Origin of the sequence: Sciscionella sediminilitoris, assembly GCF_000737195.2 — a bacterium.
Lineage (GTDB): Bacteria > Actinomycetota > Actinomycetes > Mycobacteriales > Pseudonocardiaceae > Sciscionella > Sciscionella sediminilitoris.
In genome coordinates this window covers 1-21,941 of the sequence record NZ_JALM01000081.1, presented here as the reverse complement: position 1 = coordinate 21,941, position 21,941 = coordinate 1, and the positions used below count along the sequence as shown (strand labels likewise).

Here is a 21,941-nt window from a genome sequence, read left to right as displayed (position 1 = left end):
CGTTCGGCCTCCGGGTAGTGCTCGACCAGCTGTTTCGTTTGTTTCAACAGCGATACCGAACCTTCGGTGCGGCGCGTTCGCAGTGGGGGTTCGGGCGGCCACGAACTTCTGTTCGGGGCGCTCGAATTAGTTGACCATGCGAATCAGCTGTTCGTAGGATTGTGTTACCGATGCACCGTCGGGTGGGTTCAGTGAATGTGATATTCTTCAATGGAGGATCTCTTCATGGTCGGCGTCCGGACGCTTTCTTCGCTCGCCAATCGCGACACCGAGCTTGGTCGTGGTGCGTTGCCGAGTGCACGATCCGGAGATGTCGGTGACTTCGTCGAAGAAACCGATTCCTTGTTGGCGGTGGTCGACTCCGAGCTGCGGGTCAGCGGCGGAAATGCCGCGTTTCTCCGATGGTTCGGGCGTAAGGAAACGGACATGCTCGGCGAGCCGTTTCCCGAACTCGTGGCGACCGATCCGGCCTATCTGCGGGAGCGGCTGGGGCAGGTCGGTGACGGCCGGGCGCGGCGGTTGCGCGCCACGATCACCGGGCCGAGCCCCATTGGTGCCGGGCGCCTGACGATCGACGCCGTCCAGCTGCCCGCCGATGACGGGATGCTCCTGCTCACCCTGATACCGGCCGAATTCACCGGCAAAGGCCGGGTTTGCCTGGTCACGAGCCTTGAAGCGAAGATCCTGCAGGGTATGGCCCGCGGTCTGTCCAGTGTGCAGATGGCATCCCGGTTGTATCTGAGCCGCCAGGGGATCGACTACCACGTGGCCCGGCTGCAGCGGAGGTTCAAGGCGGGCAACCGTCTCGAACTGATCTCGCGCGCCTTCGCGGCCGGACTGCTCGACGCGACCAGCTGGCCTCCTCGGGTTCCGGAATCTCGCTTGACGATCTGATCCGGCGCACCGGCGGAACAATCCGCGCGGCGAGCTATGAATTTTATTCACCTTCACTTTTCTTTTTGTTGAACGGAAGTGCGCCGCGCCGTATCCGTTGAATGGTAAAAGCGTTCGGTTCGTGGTATGGGCAGTGACCGGTACGCAGGTGCCGGGAAATGTGAGGGATAACCCTCGCCGCACCGGAGCTCCCCTGGCCCGCCGGATGAGCACGCGATGAGATGACCGATGTGGGCGCTCGTACCTGGTACGTGCCGCCACATGAGGTACTGCGGTCGGCGGAGGGGCAGTGCATGGTGGACCGGAAAGACAGGATGCCCGGACTGGGGATGATCGGCCGGGATTCCGAACTGCGCTGGCTCGATGCGCGCCTGCGTCCCGGACGGTCGCGCCGCACGCCGGTCGTCGTGGTGGTCCGTGGGCCGATTGGTATCGGCAAGACCAGTCTGGTGGATGCCGCACTGGCCCGATGCGCGGACAGTGTGATCTGCCGGGCCACTGCCGTCCGGGGCGGGGAGGCCGGTCCGGAGCTGTTCGCCGCCCTAAGGGAAGCGGGTGTCCGGCAGCCGGAACTCGACCCCGGGGCGTTCGAGGACTGGTACACGGATTTCACGGTATGGGCCCGGAATCGCACCGGCGTCGTGCTGGTGGTCGATGACGTGCAGTGGTGCGAGGAACCGACACTGCGCTGGTTGGGCTTGCTGGCCAGAAGGGCGGCCGGGCTGCCGCTGCGGATCGTCCTGGTGCGCACGAGAAAGGCGGCTGATGCCCGGGTCCCGGATCTCGAGTGCTGGTATGGCACCGAGACGCTCGATCTCGGCGGATTGCCGGAGCAGGCGGTGAGCCAGCTGGTGACCGCCGCCGATGGGGGAGCAACGGAGTCGTTCGTGCGGTACTGCCTCGAGCGCACCGGTGGTAACCCGCTGTTGCTTGGCCAGCTGCTCGTCGAGGAAAACGGCCCGCCATCCGGGAGGTCGGCCGTGGGTTCGCTGCTGGATCGCCTGCCGGACTATGTGCGACTCGTCGGCCTCGCGGTGGCCGTGCTCGGCGGCCGGGAGCTGTTCCTGGTGGCCCGGCTGGCGGAAGTGCCGGTGCACACGGCGGAGACGGCCGTCGGCATGCTGCGCGCCCAGCAGATACTCGCTCCTGAAGGACTGGAGTTCCGGAACGAGTCCGTACGTGCGGGTCTGCTCGATGGCGCCGGGCCCACGGAGCTGGCCCGGTTGCGGCGGGCGGCGGCGACGTTGTTGAGCGATGCGGCCGAGCCCGCCGAGGTGGTGGCCGAGCAGGTACTCCAGCTGGCGGAACCGGAACCGTGGATGGTGGACCTGTTGTGCGATGCGGCAACCGTGGCGAGCGAACGGGGAGCGCCGGACACCGCGCTGCGCTACCTGAGATCGGCCGCGGCAGCCCGGCCCGAGGATGTGGACCTGCTCGTTCAGCTGGCCGAAGCCGTTGCGCGGGTGGAACCGGGCAACGGCTTCGAGCTTCTGCAGCACGCGCTCGAACGGGAAAGCGATCCGGTCAAGCGGGCCGATATCGCGGTGCGGCTCGGCAGGCTGGCCCTGGTCGTACGCCGGTGCGGCACCGCGGTGCGCGTCCTGGAGGACGAACTGACCCGGTTGGACGAGGACCTGCGGCCACCGGTGCAACGGCACCTGCATGCCCTGCTGGGGCTGGTGGGTATCGAGCACCGGGACAGCGTGGAAAGACTCGACTCCTGGCTGCGTGCCGACCACGTCCGCCCGCGGGCCGGTCTGGCCGAGGCCGGTCACTTCGCGGTCCGCGCGGTGGTCGCCGCCCTCGAGGGAGTCGAGCCGGAACAGGCCGCGGACTGGGCTTCGCGCGCGATCCGCCGCTGCGACGCGACGGTGGACGACTCGCCGGTGAGCGCCGCCGTGCTCGCGCTGATGCTGGCCGACGAGGTGGACCTGGCTCACGGCAAGCTGACCGAAGTGATCGACCTGGTGCCCGCCAAGCGTGGCGAGTACCTGGCGTTTCGCGGGCTGGTGAGTCACTGGTGCGGGAACCTGACCGGTGCGGGCGCCGACACCGAACGGGCCTACGCGCTCGCTTCCCAGGAGGCGGGCCGTAGTGCGGCGGTGGTGCCCCGGATCGCGCTGGCGACCGTGCTGGTCGAACAGGGCGAGGCAGGTGAGGCGGACCGGGTTCTGCGCGAGACGGACAGTATGCAGCTGCTCGAACATACCGTGCTGCGTCCGTGGTTCGAACTGATCGACGCACGGGTGCGCTGGGCGCTCGGCGAGCAGGATACCGCGCTCGTACTGTTCAACCGGTGCGCGGAAAGCCTCGCCGAGGTGGGCATCACCAACCCCTTGCTGGCTCCGTGGTGGTTCGAGGCCGTGTGCCTGCTCACGGATGCGGGGCAGCACGAGGAGGCGGCGGAACTGGCCGCCTATGGTGCCGCCCCGGCGCTGCGGTGGGGTACTCCCCGGGCGATCGGCATGGCCCGGCTCGCCGAGGGAATCACCGCGGAGCCCGGAGAACGGGTCGGACTGCTCGAGCAGGCGTGCGGCACGCTTGCCGAATCACCGGCACGGCGAGAAGCCGCACTGGCGGAGTTCGAACTCGGCCGCGCGCTGATCGATGTCGGCGAGCTGGGCGCGGCGCGGCAGCGGCTGCGCCGGGCCACGCGGGCCAGCTTGCGTCTCGGTGATCGGCAGCTACCGCGGCGGGCGCGCCAGGCGGCCGCGGCGGCGGGCATTCCCCGGCAGGAGTCGCCCCTGGCCTCGCTGAGCCCGGCCGAACGCCGCTCGGTGGAACTGGCCGGGCGCGGGGTGAGCAACCGGGTGATCGCCGAGCGGCTGTTCGTCACGGTCCGGACCGTGGAGACGCACCTGACGAGTGCCTATCGCAAGCTGCAGGTCACCAGCCGGGTCGAACTGGCGACGGCGCTCGGCCAGCCACCGGACTGCGTGGAGTGGACGGGGACGAGCCGGTGAACACCGCCAGAACACCCGAAACGAGGACGACCGCACACCTGGTGGAGCGGGAGACCGAGCTGCGCGCGATCACCGAGCTGATCGAGGACCTGGAACATGGCCGCGGTGGCCCTGCCCAGGTGATCGGGCCGCCGGGAACCGGACGGACGGCGCTGCTCGAGCGGGCCGCGCAGCTGGCCGCCGAGCGGGGACTGCAGGTGTTCACGGCCCGCGGTTCGGTCACCGAGGCGGCCCTGCCGTACGGCGTGCTGTCCCAGCTGCTGAGTGAAGTGCCGGAGCTGACCGGTGTCTCGTGGCTGCCGCGGCTCCTCGAGGACGGCGCGGACGCCACGATCGTGCAAGAACTGCTCTGCCTGCGAATGCTGGAGTCCGCCCGGCGCCGTCCGGTGCTGCTGGTGGTCGACGACGTCACCCTGATCGACGAGCAGTCTGCGGCCTGGCTCTCGGTGCTGCGGCGCCGCCGGGCCGGAGTGCCGATCGTGCTGCTGGGAGCCCAGGCCGGCTTGCCCGCCGCGGATGGTGGCCTCGACCCGCTGTCGTCCGCGGAGGTGCCCGGTGAGCGGCAGCGGGTGGTACGCCTCGGACCGCTCAGCCAGACCGCGGTGCACAGTGTGGTGGGTTCGGTGCCCGCGCCGCGGCCCCCCGCCGAGGAGCTTTACCAGGCCACCAGGGGGAATCCGGCGCTGCTGGCCGAAGCGCTGACCCGCTCCGCCAGCGGCGGGTGCGGCGAAGCGGGGATCGGCACCCTGGTCGCGGACACCCGGCGGACGAACGTGCTGAGTCTGCTCGCGCGACTGCCCGCGGACCTCGCCGCCCTGGTGCGGACGATCGCGGTGGTGGGCACCGCGGACGAAACCTGCCTGCGTCCGCTCGTCGGCCCGCTCGGTATGACGATCACCCGTGCGCTGGCCGTACTGACCGAGCTGGGCCTGCTGGGAACGGACCGGCGCGAGCCGATGGACCCCGAGCTCGCGACCTGGGTGCTGGCGGCCACCGGTCAGCACGACCGGGACCGGATCCGGCGCAGCGCCGCGGAACTCGGGCACCGCAGGGCGGTCCCGGAGGCCGAGATCGCCGAACTGCTCGTGGACGCTCCGCCGATCGGCCAGACCTGGGCGCTGGAGGCCCTGCAACTGGCGGCCCGCCGTCGCCGGGAGGCGGGCGACCATGCGAGCGCGGCCCGCTACTACCGCCGCGCGCTGGCCGAACCGGCACCGGAAGGCACGGCGGCGCGACTGCGCCTGGACCTGGCCACCGTGGCGGCGAGTTCCTGCCCGTTCACCGGTGAGCTGCGCCTGGCCCGGGCGATTCCGGCCAGCGCGGACCAGGAATCCGTCCGGACGAGGTTGTCCGCTGCGGACCTGTTGCTGCTGCACGGGCGGCCGGAGAACGCGACGCAGGCGCTGGCCGGGTTCGACGCCGCTGCCTGTGGTTCCCGGGAGCACGCGGACCTGATCGCCCTGCACTGGCTCGCCGAGCCCGGCGGTCCCGGTTCGGCGAGCCTCGGCGTGCCCGCGGTGACCGAGGTGGACCCGGCGCAGATGAGTCCGGCACAGGCGGCCGTTGCGGCGTGGCTGACCATGGCCGCGGGCCGTGATCTCCGCATGGCCCGCCTGCTGGCGCAGCGGGCCATGGGGACCGGGAAAGACGAGCCGTCGTTGTACGGGCCCCGCTTGGTGTTGGCGATGACCTTCGCCCAGACCGACGATGTCCTCACCGCTGCCTCGGTCTACGACGGGGTGATCGCCGCGGCCTCGGCGGCGGGTGCGCGGGTCCCGGTGGCGCTCGCCCTCACCGGTCGCGCGTGGATCGATCTGCTGCGCGGACGGGTGCGGGCGGCCGAGGACGCGCTGGCCGAGGCACGAGGGCTGATTCCGCCGGAGGGCAGGCCGCCGACCGTGGCCGGTGCGCTGAGCACGATCGCGATCGGCGCCGCGCTCAGCCGGGACGACCTGGTGGCTGCTCAGCAGGCGGCGGACGAGATCGACCGGGCCACCGAGTCCGGCGCCGTGACCCCGCTTCTGCTGTTCATGCTCGGCCTGCTGGAGCTGGAACTCGAACAGCATCAGGGTGCGCTACGGCTGTTCGAGGAATGCGGGCGCCGCATGCACGCCTTCGGCTGGCTCAATCCCGCCCTGGTGCCCTGGCGCTCGCAGCTGGCGGTGGCCGCACAGGCACTCGGCGACGAGCAGACCGCCGCCGCGATGATCAAGCAGGAGTGGCGGCTGGCCCAGGCGTGGGGTACCCAGACCGTGATCGGGCGCACCCAGCTCGGCGCGGGTATCGCCGAAGGGTCGGATGACGTGGTGTTCGGGCTGACCCAGGCGGTGAACGCGCTCCGGTACTCCCCGGCCAGGGTGCTGCACGTCGAGGCGTTACTGCTGCGCGCCGCGGCACAGCTGGACCGTGGCCAGACCGGCGGAGTCGCTCGGGAGCTGCGGGAGGCGGAACGGTTGGCCGCCGCCTACCAGCTCGGCTGGGCCCGGCCGCGGCTGGCCGAACTGAAGAGCCGGCTTGCCGAACGCCCGCGCCCCGAACCGAACCACCGCGCCGTTCTCCGGCGCTGGCGCTCGCTGAAACCGGCGTCCGCGGAGCTCGTCCGGCGGGTGCTGGCGGATGCCTCGAACGCCGATCTGGCCGCCGAACTGGGCATCACCAAGCGCGCCGTGGAGCTGCGACTGACCTCCATCTACCGGCAGCTCGAGGTGACCGGAAGAGCCGAGCTCCGTGAGCTCTTCGCGGCACTGGACAAGGAGCTCTGATCGGGCGTGACCATGATCGAGCGCGATGACCGGCTTGCTTCGATCGGCACCGCCATCGCCCGGGTCCAATCGGGTCACGGGGAGCTCGTCCTCATCCGGGGCGGGTTCGGCACCGGCCGCTCCGCCCTGCTGCACGCGGCGGGTGAAGAGGCGACGGCCCAGGGCCTGCGGGTCGTGTGGACCGTGACGACACCGCCGGAGCGCGAGATCGACTACGGCCTCGCCCGGCTGCTCCTGAACCCGTTGCGGGAGGCGGGTCTTTCCGGCGAGCTTCCCGAACAGGCGCGGCTGGATCAGCCGGTCTCCGCGATGCCGGTCAGCCCGCAGCATGCCCACCTGGTGCTGCACGAACTGCTGGGGGTGATCACCGAGGCGGCCTCGCACGGTGGTCCGCTCGCGCTGCTCGTCGACGACCTGCAGTGGGCGGACGCGGCCTCGTTGCGCTGGCTCGCCTACCTCGCCAACCGGATCGCCCGGCTGCCCGTGCTGCTCGTGGTGACCCTGCAGGACGGGGCGGACAGCTCCGAGGAGATGGTGCTCGAGGACCTGGTCCGTACCGCGGGACGGCGGCTGCACGCCACCGCGCTTTCGGTGGATGCGGTGCACACCTACCTCGCCGCGCGGTGCCCGGAAGCCCCGGAGCGGGTGTTCACCGAGGCCTGTCATGCGCGCACCGGCGGACTTCCCGCGCTGCTGGACGCGCTGGTGGGGGCCATGGCCGAACAGGGATTGCGCCCGGTCGCCGACTCGGTGACCGAACTCGCCGCGCTGCGCCCGGCTTCGGCGGCGACCCGGCTGGCGCGCTGCCTGGACGCCCAACCGGCGGGCGTCGGCACAGTGGCCAAGGCCATGGCGGCGCTGGGCGAGGAGACCGAGGCCGAGGTGATCGGTGAGGTGGTGGGGCTCGACCGGCCGGACCTCGATGCCGTGCAGCATGCGCTGCGCAGGCTCGCGCTGGTCCAGGAACCGGCTGCCGATGGGCGGTTGCGGTTCCGCGGCACGCTGACCGGGGAACTGATCGCGGAGCGGCTGACCGCGGCCGAGCAGGACGGGCTGCACTTCCGCGCCGCGAAAGTCCACTACCGGCTCGGCAGGCCGGTGCAGCAGGTCGCGCGGGAGCTGCTGGCGACGATAGCCGAGCCGAGACCGTGGGCGGCCGGGGTGCTACGGATCGCGGCCCGGGTCGCGCTGGCCGAGGGGGAGCCGCGCGTGGCGGCCCAGTACCTGCGGCATGCCCTGGCTCATCCCGATTCCGACCGGGCGGAGTTGCTGGTGGATCTCGCCAGGGTGGAACGGCGCCACGATCTGCCTGCCGCGCGCAGACACCTGCATCAGGCACTGGAAATGCTGGGTAGTCCGGTGAGCCGGGCCTCCGCGCTCTGCGTGCTTCCGGTGCTGGCCGGGCCCGAGCCGGCCTCGGATGCCGAGCCGATCCGGCGCTGCCTCGGGGAGCTGCGCGGTTGCCGGGGCCGGGGCACGGCCGAGGCGGCGCTGCGCCTGGAAGCGCGCCTGCGCTATCTGGAACGGGATACGCCGGGGGCCGGTCCGGAGGCGGCCGAGCGGCTGGCCGAACTCGGCCCGGAACCGGCCGGGAAGTCCTCCGCGCAACGCGAGCTGGTGGCGGTGCTGGTGTATCTGGCGGCCACGACAAGCGCGATACCCCGGGAATCCGCCGTGGCGCTCGCCCAGCAGGTGCTGGCAAGGGAACCGGGTTCCCCGGAGCAGATGTACACGGCGCTACCGCTGCTGGTGCCGCTGCTGACGCAGGCCGATGCGATCGAGGGCGTCGAATCATGGCTGGCGGCGGCCTGCGGACCGGAGGACACCCCGGACGTGCCGAACGCGGTGGCGTGGACCGGGCAGGTGCTGCTCGCGCACGCCGCGGGCCGCTTCGGCGAGGCGCGGGAACGGGCGCTGGCGGTGCTGACCGTGGAACCCTCGGCGCGCAGCCGGCTCACCTCGGTGGTGCTGTGGGTGCTGACCGAGATCGTCGTCGAGCGGCGGACCCCCGAGCTCGCGCGCCGGATCATCGAGTACTGCGAGCCGGACCAGGATCCGTGGCTGAGGTCGCTGACCCACGGCGGGCTGGCGCTTGCCGAGGGAAATCTGGTGCTGGCGCTGGAGTACTTCCAGGACTGTGCGCACCAGCTGGAGTCCGCCGGGTGCACCAGGGTCGCCCTGCCGCCGGTGCGCGGGCGGATCGCCACGCTGCTCGCCGCCACCGAACAGCCCGAACAGGCCGAGGCGATCGCGCAGGAGGTCGTGGCCCGGTCGATGTCCTGGGGCGCCACGGCGGCGATCGGCAGGGCGCTGCGGATCAGGGCGGCGCTGCTGGACCGGGACGAGGATGCGGTGCCCCTGCTGCGCGAGGCGGCGGAGATGCTGGAGGGTTCGGCCGACCGGCTGGAACTGGCCCGGGTGCTGTTGCTACTGGGGGAGCGGGAGACCGGAGCTCGCGCGCGGGAGTGCCTGAAGCGAGGCCAGCGGCTCGCCGCCGAGTGTGACGCCCAGTGGCTGTTGCGCCCGGACGGCGTCGAGCTGGTCCCGAGCGGTTCCCTGACGGCCACCGAGCAGCGGGTGGTGGAACTGGCGGTGGCGGGTGGCCGCAACCGGGAGATCGCCGAACAGCTGGCGGTGTCGGTGCGTGCGGTGGAGAAGCATCTCACGAGTGCCTACCGGAAACTCGGAATCAGCAGCAGGGCCCAGCTGGCGCAGGCACTGAGCGGGCACCGGGCGGGCTGATGGCTGTGGTCCGCCCGGCTCAGTGGGGGAACACAGGTGTGTCGAAGTGCCCCTGCAGCCACGCCGTGGTCAGCTCGACCCGGGAATGCCGCCCGGTGGATTCGAACAGCGTGGTCAGCCGGGCCTCCACGCGCTTTTCGCTGATCTGGAGGGTCGCCGCGATCTGGCGGTTCGTGCGCCCGCCCGCCACCAGCTCGGTGATGCGCCGCTCCAGCGGGTCGAGCGAGGTCCGGTCCGCGCGGTCCTGCGGGATCGCGATATCGCGGCGGGACAACAGCTCCGTGATGCGCGCCGTCTCCTGGACCGCGCCGAGCTGAGTCAGGATGCGGTGCGCCTCGAGCAGCCAGCGCCGCGGTTCCGGGCTCAGCTCGCCGAGCAGTCCGCAGGCATCCGCGTAACGGAAGGCATTACCGGATTCGTGGGCCAGTTCGACTCCGGCGCGCACCGCCTCCAGGTCCCGCCGCGCCGAGCCACCGTGCACCAGCAGCATTTCCCGCACGGTGGGGACCGGGCGGCGCTCGGCGAGTTCTTCCAGTGCGGCGAGGGCCCGTTGGACGACGCCTTCGTCCCCCGCCGCGCGCGCGTAGTTCAGCAACCGTCCCAGCAGGAACTCGATGCCGATCTGGGCTCCCTTGGCCCGGCAGTCCTCGTAGTCCTGCCAGCCCTGCTCGACCGCCCGCGCCATCCCCTCGGTGAACCGGCGCCGCGCACAGCCGACGCAGGCCAGGTAACTGGCGGGGACCTCGGCAAAGGCCCGGTGTTCCAGCCACTGCTCCGCACGGTCGAGTTCGCCGCGCTGGGCGCTGATCTCCGCGGCCGCCACCGCGTAGAACTGATGCTGGCGCGGCACCGTCCACAGGTGATCGCCCTCCAGCTTGCGGGCCAGTGAGAGCGCGGCGTCCCATTCGCCGAAGTGGTAGGCCCGTCGGAGGGCGTGCCAGTCCGCGGCGAACCCGCTCGGCGGCGGGGTATAGCGCTCGGGGTGCAGTTCCTTGAGGACGTTGACGAAGTCCATGAAACCGGCGGCTTCGTTCGCCTCGGTGTTCGCGGCGTGATCCTCGGGAAGACAGGCGAGCAGCACCTCGGCGCCGAACGCGAACAGTTCCTCCTCGCTTGTTCCGTACTCCTCGCCCAGGATCCGCAGGTTCGCCGCGGAGGTGCCCCGGTCTCCCCGGCCGACGGCGTCGAGCAATTCCCGGGCGGCGGTGTGCGCGAGGGCACCGGCCAACGGACGGACGAGGTCCAGCTCGTAGAGCCGGTGTTCGTGCGCCAGCGCCGCGAGCCAGTAGACCAGCGCGGTCACGATCAGCTCGGCGGGGAGGCCGGGCCGGGAAAGGCGTGCGGCGCTGACGCCGGCGAGTTCATCGGCGAGCCGGTCGTAGCGCCCGGCCGCGAAACTGTCGGCGAGCACCGTCTTCAGCGTCGCGCGGTGGCGTGGGTCCTCCGCTGGCAGAGCCCGGATCACGGCCGTGCGGTAGCGGTGTGCGGCCTCGGCGTCGATGCACTCCCGCGCGCCCGCGAGCAGGATGCCGACGGCCTCCTCGTCCAAGGTGGCCGGTGGCAGCTCGGCGAGATGGCGGGCGATCCGTTCCGGTGCCACTGGACCGTCCTGCCGGTGCAGCTCCAGCAGCCGGTGCGCGATCCTGCTGTGCAGGGTGCGGCGCCAGCGGAGCCCGCGATCGGTGCGCAGCCGCTCGGCGAGCGCGGGCACGGCGAACTCGACCGCGCCCGCCGCGCCGAGTCGCAGGATTCCGGCCCGCACCAGATCGTCGAGTACCCGTCCGGCCGTAGGCAGCGACAACCCGGCCGATGTGGCGAGCTCGGAGAGGCCGTCGATGTCGGGGACGCCCCGTTCGCTGAGCACCGCGACGGCCGCGGCGAGCCGGCGCGCGGCGAGACCGAGGCCGCGCAGCCGCAGCAGCAGCGGATGACCAGGCGGCAGCGCGATCGGGATGTCGATGCCGCCGAGGCAGACGTGGCCGTCGATGACCTTGAGGCGGTCCTGGGCACGCAGGTCGGTGACGGTCGCGAGGACCGTGGCGGGATTGCCGAACAGCGGCCCGAGGGCGGCTCCGAGCGCGTCCACGAATCGGGGATCGCTCGGCGTGGGTTCGGCGGGTGTGGTCCAGGCGGGCAGTAGCGCGGTGGTCTCGGCCTCGGTGAGCGGACGCAGCTCGATGATGCCGTCCGCGAGGGGGTGCAGCGCAGTGTCCGGGCCTTCGGGACGGGTGAGCACGGTCGCCACGGTGCTCACCCCGGCCGGGCGCGCCCCGTCGGCGACAAGGGACACCGTCGCCGCCGCTTCCGGAGGGAGCAGGTCGAAATCGTCGAACTGCAGCACGATCCGGCCCGATTCGGCGAGCGTGCCGAGTACGCTGAGCAGGTCGTTCGCGAGCGGGACCGGATGCGGTTCGGTAGCGAGCCGCCCGCGCAGCCGCGCCACGGTGCTGTGCAAGCTGATCAGTTCCGGCTGTGCGAGTGCGGTGTTCAGGTTGTCGATCAGGTCGGCGAGCCGGAGCAGGGCGCTTCCGGGGTCGTCGCGGACGGGGACCGAGAGCACCGTGACACCGCGGCGGCGACGGTCGGACAGCGCGGCCAGTGCCCGGCTGCGGCCGGATCCCGTGGCACCGCTCACCACCCAGATCTCGCCCGGACCGGTGAACAGCGCGCCGAGTGCGGTGAGTGTTTCCTCGGGTCCCGCGTGTGTGATGTTCGTGGCACTCATGTCCGTCCTCGGTTCGGTTCCACCAGTACATCGGATAGCACACGCAGCGCCGCAGGCGGGATCCGGATCGGCTGGACCCGGGCTGCTCGACTCCCGCGGCGGATATCCGCTACTTTCGGAAACTGTTCCGGTACGGACACGCACAGTGGGCATGTCAGAGTTGTCGATACGGGGGTCGAGTGGACGCCGAGCAGGACGGCACTGTGCTGACCGTGTTCGCCGGGGAACCGGGCAGCGGCCGCAGTACGGCGCTCGAGCGGCACATCGGGGAGACGGCGGGTTCGGCGACCGTGCTGGTGCTGCGGTTGACCGAAGCCGACCGGGAGCTCGCGTTCGGCGCGGTGTTCCGGCTGCTCAACCGGCTCGTGGAGAGTGACCCTTGGCGGGTCCGCCCGGTACGGGCGATGCTGGCCAGGGAGAGCGCGGTCGCCGGGCAACGGCCGGAGGCGCTGGCCGCAGTGGCGAGCGCGGTGCTGCCGCTGCTGCGCGACGGCGGCCCGCTGGTGCTCGCCGTCGACGATGCCCAGTGGCTGGACGAGAAGAGCGCGCGGCTGCTCGATCCGCTGCTGCGCGATCCCGTGGTGGGCTCCCGGATCTCGGTGGTGGCGACGGTTTCGCTGACCGGCGGCCGGGAACCGGACCCCGGAGTGGGCGCGGCATTCACCCGGCTGCGGGCCGAGGGCCTGGCCCGGCTGCGGCTGCTGCGGCCGCTGTCCCGATCCCGGGCGCGGTCGCTGATCGCCGCGCTGATCTACGCGCAGCCCAGTGGCGATCTCGTGGACGAGTTGCACACGGCCGCCCGGGGCAATCCGGCCGCGCTGACCGCACTGGTCAACGGGTATCGCGCGGCGGGGGCGCTGCAGGTCGTGGACCGGACCGCCTACCGCTCCCACTGCGCCGATTCGCCGGTCGGCACCGAGGAACACTCGCTGCTGCGCGCGGTGACCGGTGCGGGAACCGAACTGCGCGAGCTCGCCGAAGCGTCGGCCGTGCTCGCCCCGCTCGGCGGGCAGCTGGTGCCGGTCGCGGCTGTCGCCCTCGGCCGCGCGGCAACCGCGGTCGCCGAGGCAGTGGACCTTCTCCTCGCCCGGCGAGTGCTGGTCCGGCACCGGGACGGCGGGTATCGGTTCCGGGTCCCCGCCGTCCGGGACGCGCTGTTCGTCCGGCTCGGGCCCTACGCCGCGCGAAACCTGGCCGCCTGCGCCGTGCGCGCGGTGCGCGAACAGGACCTGCGCGTGCCGGAGGAGGTGCTGCTCGACTGGATCGCCCAAGCCGGGGCATTCGTGGATGCGCGGCATGCCGCCCCGTCGCTGCTGGAGCAGGGCGGCCGGGTGCTGCTGACCGACGGGCCCAAGGCGGAGCGCTGGCTCAGCGCGGCGGCGGCGCGGGCGAGGACCCCGGACCAGCGGGCCGGGGCGCTGTTGCTGCTCAGCGCGGCACGGGCGGTGCACCACCGGCACTCCGCGGCAGGCGACTGTGCGTTCCGGGCGCTCTCCGAGCATGGCGCGGACCTGGAGCCGGTCCAGCTGCAGGAGCTCTCGATCGTGTACCTGACGGGGCTTTCCGAGCAGCAGAAGTCCCAGGAACTGGCCGAGATCGCCGAGGAGGGTTCCGCGGTCCTGCCACAGGACCCCGCGCCGTCGGCGGTCACCAAGGCCTATGCGCTGATCATGTGCGGGCGGTGGAAGGACGCCCGGGAGCTGCTCGCCCGGCTGCGGGAGGTGTGGAGCCGGAGCAATCCGGTCACCACCGATTTCGGGACGATGTTCCTCGCCTCCTGTGAGGTGGTGGCCGGGAACACGGCGCCGTTGTACGCGCTGCTGGAGGATCCGCGGTTGTGGCGGGCCGGCCAGTTCCCGAGCTACTGGCTGGAGGAACGCCGCTTCGAGTTGGACATGCTGCTGCAGCTCGGTGAGCGCGGGCACACCGAGCAGCGGATGGCCGATGTCGGGCTCGATACCGAGCACCTGTCCGGTATGGATCGGTTCCACCTGAGTCACCTGGCGGGGGACTGGCGGGAGGCCCTGGAATTGGCGCATCGGGCGATGCTGCAGGGCGTCAGTTCGGCGCCGACCGCGTACAGCACGATGGTGCAGGGAACGATCGGGATATTGACCGCGCAGGGCTGGCTCGTGCGGGCGCGGGCGTTGTTCGACTACGGCCGCACGCTTCCTCTCGAGCACGTGATCCAGCAGGCCGGGTCCACCGTGCTCCGCGAATCGGGCGACACCGAGGGCGCCGAGCAGCTGTTGTTCGCGGCCGCCCGCAGCGCCGAACAGGGTGACTATCTGCTCGGCACCGAACAGTTGTGGACCGACCTGGCCCGGTCGGCACTGCGGCGGGGCGAGCACGGCGAGGCCGAGCAGTGGGTGCAGCGCTCGGCGCATGCGGCGAAGCGGATGGGTACCGCCCGAGCCCGGCTTTACCACCTGCTGGCGGTCGCGGCGGTGCGCGGCGATCAGCACGCGGCGCACGAGGCGGTGGAGATCGCCGAGGAACGCCGGGATGTGCCGCATGAGGCGGCGATCGCTTTTGCCTACGCGGGCCTTGCCGGGTACCGGACCGAGCGGATGTTGCGTGCCTCGTACGAACTGTGCGGGGTGGTCGGCGCCTGGTTCTGGCGCGCCCGGCTGCGCACCCTGTTGCGGGAGCGCGGATTCGCGGGCCCGGGCCGGGCGGAGGCCACCGCGGAGAACGAGCGGTTGCTGGCGATCCTGGTCGCGGAGGGGCTGACCAACCAGCAGCTCGCCGTGGTGCTCGGTACCAGTGAGAAAAGCGTCGAGGGGCGGCTGACCCGGTTGTTCTCCCGTACCGGGTTCCGTTCGCGGGTCGAACTGGCGGCGGCGATCCTGACCGGGGAGTACACGTTCTGAGCGGTCGCACCCGGGTTCACCGTGGCTGGTCCGCCTCCCGGCCCGGAGTGTCCAGCGGGTTCTCGATCAGCTTCGGCACGCGCCGCAGTGTCCGCAGGGCCGTCAGGGACAGCACCACCATCACCACGGCACTGCCGAGCATGCTGGCGCGGATGCCGCCGACGAAGGACTGTTCCGCGGCCAGCCGTACCGCGCTCGCCACCGGCTCCGGAAGGCCCGCGGCCACCGCGGCGGTCGCGCTGAACGATTCCTGGACCCGCGCGGCGAGGTCCGCGGGAACGCTGTCGGGCAGCACCAGCCGCGCCTGGTACACGGCGGTGAGCACGCTTCCCACCACCGCGATCCCCAGTGACCCGCCGAGCTCGTAGGCCGTGGTGGAGATCGAGGCCGCCGCCCCCGCGCGGTCCCTGGGCACCGTGCCGAGGATCGTGTCGCCGGTGACCGTGAGGGTCAGGCCCGCCCCCGCGCCGAACGCCACCTGCGAGATCATCACCAGGGTGAAGTCCGAATTCGTGGTCACCGCACCGTAGAGCCCGAATCCGAGCGCGGCAAGGGCCAGCCCGCCGGAGACCGCCCAGGCGCGGCCGAACTGCCACACCACCTTCGCCGCGAGCACACCACCGGCCAGGAGCGCGGCAAGGGCACCCGGTACGAAGGCCAGACCGGAGCGCAGTGGATCCCAGCCGAGCACGAGCTGGAAGTACTGGCTGTTGATCAGCGCGAACGCGGACATGGTGAACACCGAGATCAGGTTCGATCCGACGGAGGCGGCGAATCCGCGGTTGCGGAACAGCTCCAGGTCGATCAGGGGTTCCTCGAGCCGGTGCTGGCGCCGGGCGAACACGATCAGGCAGATTCCGCCGACGGCGAAGGCCAGCAGCACATCCAGGCTCCACGGTCCGGCGTAGAAGACGGATTTGAACGCGTAGACGATCCCGATGATGCCGACGATGGAGAGCAGCACGCTGAGCGGATCCAGCCGCAGTTTCCTGCTGCTGCGGGATTCCGGGACCATCCGGGCGGCGAGCAGCACCACCGCGGTGACCGGGACGTTGACCAGGAACACGGTGCCCCACCAGAAGTGGTCCAGCAACAGGCCGCCGACGATGGGGCCGATCGCGAATCCCGCCGCGGACACCCCGGAACTCGCCCCGATCGCCGCCGTCCGCGCGCGCTGGGTGGTGAACACCGCGCGCAGCAGCGAGGTGGCCGAGGGCAGCACCGCGGCGCCCGCGACACCGAGCAGCGCACGTGCCCCGACGAGCATCCACACCGAAGGCGCGTAGGCGGCCAGGAGTGAGCCGCCCGCGAACGTCGTCGCGCCGATGATCAGCATGCGGCGCCTGCCGAAGCGGTCACCGAGGTTGCCCATGGTCACCAGCAGCCCGCCCATGGCGAAGCCGTACACATCGGCGATCCAGAGCAGTTCCTCGGAGGTCGCGCCGAGCTGGGCGGTCAGCGCGGGAATGGCCAGGTGCAGCACGGTCATGTCGATCGCGACCATCAGCTCGGCCAGGCAGGCCACGAAGATGGTCGCGATCTTGTCCCTCCTCGGTGTCATACCGGTACCGCCCTGCTGAGTCGGGGACGTGGTGCGGGGGAGAGGACGGCTCGGAGATCGGCGCGCAGCAGCTCGAACCGGCCGGTGAGGCCCGGTAATCGGTGCAGCAGGTGATCCGGTCCGGCGACCAGGATCCGCGCGATGCCGAGCCGGGAGAAACGCCCGACCAGTTCGGGCAGCCGCACCGCGGTCACCGTCGATTCCAGCAGCAGCCCGGCAACCGCGCCGCCGGTGCGAAGCGGCTCCCCGTCCTGGTCGGACACGATCGGCAGGGCGGGATCGGCGAACGTGAATTCCGTGAAGATCTCCGCCAGCTCCTCGCGCAGCGGGCCGAGTGCCCGGGCATGGGCGGCCGGGCGCATGGTGGTCAGCGCGTACCCCCCGGCGGCCCGGACCCGCCGCACGAACTCCTCGAGCCGGTTCTCCCGCAGGGTCACCAGCTGCACGTCCTGGTCGAACCGGCCGGACAGTTCGTACTCGCCGAACCCGTCGAGCACGTCCGCCAGCACCGGATCGGGTACGCGCACGACGAACTGGCTGACCAGATCCTGATGCGCGCGGGTGAAGTAGTCCCGCTCCTGCCGGGCGACCCTGGTGATCAGCCGCACCAGCTCCGCCAGCGGCAGCGCCCCGGAGCGGACGACGGCGGCGCGCTGCCCGAAGCTCGCCCCGCCGACGGCGACCGGATCCAGGCCGTGTTCCTGCTCGGCCCGTTCGGCGACCGCGAGACAGGCGAGCACGAACGCGAGCTGGGTGTGTTCGGTGTACTCCTCGCCTTCCGTGGCGAGCGGGTCCAGCAGGGAATGACCGAGGGACTGTTCCGCCACCCCGAGCAGTCGTCTGGCGCGGTGGTCGATGACGAGGAACCGCCCTAGTTCCCCGGCACGGGCCGGGCCCATGCCGGGGAAGAGGAGAGCATCGGAAGTAGCGTCCATGGTGTCCTTCCCGTTGCGTGGCTGCGTCCCGCTATTCGGTCGTGGCCAGCCGCTCGATCTGGTCGCGATCGGGTTTTCCGTTGCGGTTCAACGGGAACCGTTCGGTGACGAGCACGCGGTTCGGTTGTTCGGCCGGTGGCAGCACATCGCAGATCCGCGCACGCCAGTAGTGCGCGTCCTGCTGCGCGCCGTCCTGGACGACGAACACCAGGCTCGATCCGCGCCGCTGGTCGGGAAGCGCGATGATCGCCGCCGAGCAACCGCTCTCGGCCAGCCGGTGCTCGATCATCGCGGGGTGCAGGGTGTGGCCGTTGCGGTGCACGGCGCGTTTGCGGCCCACGACGAACAGGTTCCCCTCGGCGTCCAGCCTGCCCAGATCCCCGGTGGCGTACCAGCCGCGGTCCACCGGCCGGATCCGGCCGTGCTCGTCGAGATAGCCCTCCATCAGGTCCGGATCCAATACGAAGAGTTCGCCGACCTCGTCGGCGGGCAGTACGGTGCCGTCCTCGGCGCGCACCTCGATCGCCAGTCCTTCGACGATCTGCCCGCAGCCGTGCGGGTTCCCCAGATTGGCGAAGGCGACATTGCCCATCTCGGTGCTGCCGTAGCTGTCCAGCAGTGGCAGGCCGAACAGTTCCACGGCCCGTTCGGTGACCTCCGGTTCGAGCGGGGCCGCGCCACTGCAGAGCATGCGCGCCCGCGCAAGACCTTCGCGAAGGGAGGGGCGTTTGTCGATCAGGTTGAACAGGCTGCGATAGGTGGACGGGGTGGCGTCCACGACCGTGGCCCCGGCGCGTCCAGCGAGGCGCAGCGCGCGGTCCGGACGGCGGTACGGGGCGATCACGAACTCGCAGTCCCGCAACCAGGCGATGAACACCATGGACAGGCCGTACTGATGATTGAACGGCAGCAGGGGCAGGAGCACGTCCCCCGCCCGATGGCCGACCAGATCGGCATTGCGTTCCAGGTTCGTCAGGAATTTCGCCCCGTTCTTCGCGACGCCTTTCGGCGCACCGGTCGAACCGGAGGACCACATCACCAGACTGTCCGGCAGCTTCTTCCAGTCGTCGAAGCTCAGCCGCTCCTCACCCGGTGTCCGTTCGGCCGCGGACACCAGGATCTCGTAACTCGAGACCGAGCGGGCCCGCGGTGGCATCGGGGCATCGTCGTCGACCACGGCGAGTGTCACATCCGAGGAGGCGATCGTGGCCGCGGTGCGGTCGGCGTGCTCCATGTGGTCCACAAGGACGATCGAGGTGCCGAGATGCATGAGCGCGAGCAGGATGGTCAGGTAACCGAGCGAGTTCTCGGCCTTGAGCAGCACGCGATCGCCGGAGCCGATGTTCTCCTCGCGCAGTGCCTCGGCCACCCGCAGCGCCTGCTGTTCGAACTCGGCGCCGTCGGTGACCACGTCGGGAGAGTAGATCCTCGTGAACATGCCGTGTTCCTTTCCGCTCAGTCGAGGGCCACCGGAGCGAGCCGGTCGAAGAGGTCGCCCGGTCCCGGGTTGTCCGGGTGGGTGCTGCCGCCGAGGTGATCGACCACGCCCCAGACGGCGTTGAGCGCGGTGGTCGCCGCGCTCTCGGAGAAGCCAGCGATCCAGGCCACGTCGTCGCCCGCGAGGAAGAATCCGCGGTGCCCCGGGCTCGCCTCGCGCTGCATGAACTGGGTGAACAACTGCCGCTGATAGCGGTAGCTGCCGGGAAGGCAGGATTTGAACGCGCCCTTGAAATGCGGCTCGGTCTCCCAGGTGATGGCGACCGGCGGGCCGATCAGGTGGGAGCGGATGTCGACCCCGGGATAGATCTTGGCGAGCGCGTCGAGCATCAGGTCGAGGCGTTGTTCGGCGCTCAGTGCGGCGACTTTCAGGGAGTCGTCGTTCCAGGTGTAGGACAGCAGCATCACGCCGGGCTCGTCCGGTCCGTCGTCGATGAGATAGACCCCGCGGGGGAAGCGATCCGTGAGGGTCGTGCTCATCGTCTCGCGCCCGGTCGCGGGATCCCGGTCGAGCCAGAACGGCCGGTCGGTGACCACGTACAGCTTCGAGGAGCCCATGTAGTGGGTGCGTTCGAGCGCAGTCCAGATCTGTTGCGGCAGCAGGTTTTCGTCCGCTTTGATGCCCGAGATCAGGTTCCAGTTCTGCGCGGCGAAGATGGCCGTCGGATAGGTGCGTACCCCCGCCGCGGAGTCCTCGATGGTGAATCCCCGGCTGGTGCGGTCGATCCGCACCACGCCGGGTCGTGGCGCGCCGCCGTGCAGCCCGGCGAGCGAGGTGCCTTCCGGCCAGTATGCGAGCTCGCGCGGTTCGTCCTTCCAGAGTCCCAGCGGCAGCTGCTGGCAGCCGCCCAGGATCCTGTGGTGTTCATCGCTGGTGTCGGTGCAGATGACCCGCAGGATCTCGAGCACGGAATTGGGGAAGTCGGTGTCCCATCCGCCGCAGCCGAAACCGACCTGCCCGAAGATCTCCCGGTGCTCGAACGAGGAGAACAATGGTGAGGAGGCAAGGAAACCGTGAAAGGAGACGTCGTCCAGCGCGGCCACGAGGCGGTTCCACAGTGTCTTGATCGCGGAGACATCGCGGCGCCGGATGGCGTCCTCCATCAGCGAGCTGTCGGCCTGTTCCTGCAGGATCTTGGTCCAGGCGTCGTCCACCTCGCGGTACACATCCGGAAGGTCGGCCGCGGTGCGCGCCCAGTGACTGCGGCCGTGCAGGTTGATCACCGTGCTCGGGGATGCGGGGGAGAGCGGATTGGGGAACGGGGCGGTGCGCAGGCCCAGTTCGTCGATGTAGTGGAACAGGGTGCCCGAGGAACGCGGGAACCGCATGGCGCCGAGCTCCAGGACCGAGTCGGGGTAGCCGTCCAGGGTGACCGAACGCATCCGGCCGCCGAGCTGCTCGGCCTCGTACACCACCGGGCGCAGTCCGAGCCGCATCAGTTCGTAGGCGGCCACCAGACCGGAAAGGCCGCCGCCGATCACCGCGACCTCGGTGCCCAGCGCCTGCCCGGGCAGCCGCCCGAGACCGGCGGGATGGGCGAGCCAATCGTCGTAGGCGAACGGGAAATCGGGGCACAGCATGCCCGTCCGGCGCGTTTCCGCGGCCCGGCCGTCCCGCGTGAGTTCTTCGACGGGCAGTGCGGTCATGGACGTTACCTCCGGCTTGGATTGGCCTCGCGCGGGTACGGGCCTCGGCGCTGAGATCCGGTTCGCCGGTGCGCAACACTAATGACTTCGCCTGCCTCGGCCGGATACCTTTTCCACCGTTCGCCCATACCCGGGGAACCGGCGAGCGGTTACCCACCGGTGGAACTGTTCCTCTCGCCCGGAGGGGCGTGCGCGGATAGCTTGACCGGCGAGATCCGTGTGCCGGTCGATCTGAGGTGGCGAGTGCGGGCATGAGTGAGGTGGAATACCTGCGTCGGCTGGAAAACCGGCCGCGGCCGGAGCGGCGGCGGAGCCTGCTCGCGCTGGTGCGGCGGGTGACGGCGGCGGTGCTGGACAACCCGGCGCCCGCAACGGGCCGGACCTTCGCCGAGCTCGGCTTCGACTCACTGCTCGCGGTCCGGCTGCACGAACAGCTGAGTACCGCGACCGGGTGCGCGCTTCCGGTGACCCTGGCCTATGACTATCCGGATCCGGGTGCGGTCGCGGATTTCCTGGACGAGACGCTGTTCGGCACCGGGCCCGCTGCGGCGGATGTGGTTGCCGCACAGGACAACGCGGATCCGGTGGCCATCGTCGGGATCGGCTGCCGGTTCCCCGGCGGGGCGCATTCACCCGAACAGCTGTGGTCCATTGTGGATGGTGGCCTGGACGTGATCTCCGAGTTCCCTGCCGATCGTGGCTGGGATACCGACGGCGTGTACGACCCGGTGCCGGGCACGCCGGGCCGTACCTATGTGCGGCACGGTGGTTTTCTGCACGAGGCCGCCGAATTCGCCGCCGACTTCTTCGGGATCTCGCCGCGCGAGGCGCTGGCGATGGATCCACAGCAGCGCCTCGCGCTGGAGACCGCCTGGGAAGCACTGGAACGCGCCCGGATCGACGCGAACACCCTGGCGGGCAGCGCGACCGGGGTGTTCGTCGGGGCCGAACCGCAGGAGTACGGCACCCGGCTGGCGCAGGCCCCGGAGGGCCTGGAAGGCCAGCTGCTGACCGGAAGCGCACCGAGCGTGGTCTCCGGGCGGATCGCCTACACACTCGGCCTCCAGGGACCGGCGCTGACCGTGGACACGGCCTGTTCCGCGGCACTGGTCGGGCTGCATCTGGCGGTGCGCTCGCTGCGCGCGGGGGAATGCGACCTGGCGCTGGCCGGTGGGGTCGCCGTGCTGGGCACGCCGGGCCCGTTCATCGCCTTCGCCCAGCAGCGCGGTCTGGCCCCGGACGGGCGGTGCAAACCGTTCTCGGCCGCGGCCGATGGCACGGCGTGGGCCGAGGGTGCCGGGATGTTCGTGCTGGAGCGGCTTTCCGAGGCCCGCAGCAACGG

General features: G+C 71.0%; 11 protein-coding genes. 6 read left to right on the top strand and 5 right to left on the bottom strand.

Going from position 1 to position 21,941, the window contains the following annotated elements; translation table 11 throughout:
• The first annotated feature begins 210 nt into the window (after positions 1-210).
• The 4 genes from AD72_RS27425 (at position 211) to AD72_RS27410 (ending at position 9,361) form a co-directional block, all read left to right on the top strand.
• The gene (locus tag AD72_RS27425) at positions 211-894 is read left to right on the top strand and encodes a helix-turn-helix transcriptional regulator (protein ID WP_082469191.1); all 684 of its coding nucleotides are present in this window, start codon (positions 211-213) and stop codon (positions 892-894) included.
• Between the two features lie 293 nt (positions 895-1,187).
• Positions 1,188-3,857 (top strand): helix-turn-helix transcriptional regulator, encoded by a 2,670-nt coding sequence (locus AD72_RS27420; protein WP_037347523.1) that lies wholly within the window; start codon positions 1,188-1,190, stop codon positions 3,855-3,857.
• Complete coding sequence (locus tag AD72_RS27415) at positions 3,854-6,619, top strand: AAA family ATPase (RefSeq protein WP_231644983.1); 2,766 nt, start codon at positions 3,854-3,856, stop codon at positions 6,617-6,619. Before AD72_RS27420 ends, AD72_RS27415 begins: the two co-directional genes overlap by 4 nt.
• A 12-nt stretch (positions 6,620-6,631) precedes the next feature.
• Complete coding sequence (locus AD72_RS27410; RefSeq protein ID WP_031469497.1) at positions 6,632-9,361, top strand: ATP-binding protein; 2,730 nt, start codon at positions 6,632-6,634, stop codon at positions 9,359-9,361.
• A gap of 19 nt (positions 9,362-9,380) precedes the next feature.
• Here the strand turns inward: AD72_RS27410 and AD72_RS27405 are convergent, their stop codons facing one another.
• The gene (locus AD72_RS27405) at positions 9,381-12,086 is read right to left on the bottom strand and encodes a helix-turn-helix transcriptional regulator (RefSeq protein ID WP_031469496.1); all 2,706 of its coding nucleotides are present in this window, start codon (positions 12,084-12,086) and stop codon (positions 9,381-9,383) included.
• Between the two features lie 179 nt (positions 12,087-12,265).
• On the opposite strand from AD72_RS27405, the gene AD72_RS27400 reads away from it, so the two are divergent.
• Entirely contained in the window at positions 12,266-14,959 is a 2,694-nt protein-coding gene (locus AD72_RS27400) for an AAA family ATPase (protein WP_231644982.1), read from the top strand.
• 16 nt (positions 14,960-14,975) lie between these two features.
• Here AD72_RS27400 and AD72_RS27395 read toward each other — a convergent pair whose 3' ends face one another.
• Genes AD72_RS27395 through AD72_RS27380 form a run of 4 tightly spaced genes read right to left on the bottom strand, consistent with a single transcriptional unit; the run spans position 14,976 to position 20,599 of the window.
• On the bottom strand, positions 14,976-16,520 hold the full coding sequence (locus AD72_RS27395; protein WP_031469494.1) for an MFS transporter: 1,545 nt from the start codon (positions 16,518-16,520) through the stop codon (positions 14,976-14,978).
• A complete protein-coding gene (locus AD72_RS27390; protein WP_031469493.1) occupies positions 16,517-17,455 on the bottom strand; it encodes a hypothetical protein in 939 nt (312 codons plus the stop codon). The genes AD72_RS27395 and AD72_RS27390 overlap by 4 nt, the downstream gene beginning before the upstream one ends.
• Before the next feature lie 31 nt (positions 17,456-17,486).
• Positions 17,487-18,893, bottom strand: a complete 1,407-nt coding sequence (locus tag AD72_RS27385) for a class I adenylate-forming enzyme family protein (RefSeq protein WP_031469492.1) — start codon at positions 18,891-18,893, stop codon at positions 17,487-17,489.
• Between the two features lie 17 nt (positions 18,894-18,910).
• Positions 18,911-20,599, bottom strand: a complete 1,689-nt coding sequence (locus AD72_RS27380) for a flavin monoamine oxidase family protein (RefSeq protein WP_031469491.1) — start codon at positions 20,597-20,599, stop codon at positions 18,911-18,913.
• 251 nt (positions 20,600-20,850) lie between these two features.
• Here AD72_RS27380 and AD72_RS27375 point away from each other — a divergent pair.
• The coding region (locus tag AD72_RS27375; protein ID WP_037347516.1) for a type I polyketide synthase at positions 20,851-21,941 on the top strand (1,091 nt) is incomplete at its 3' end.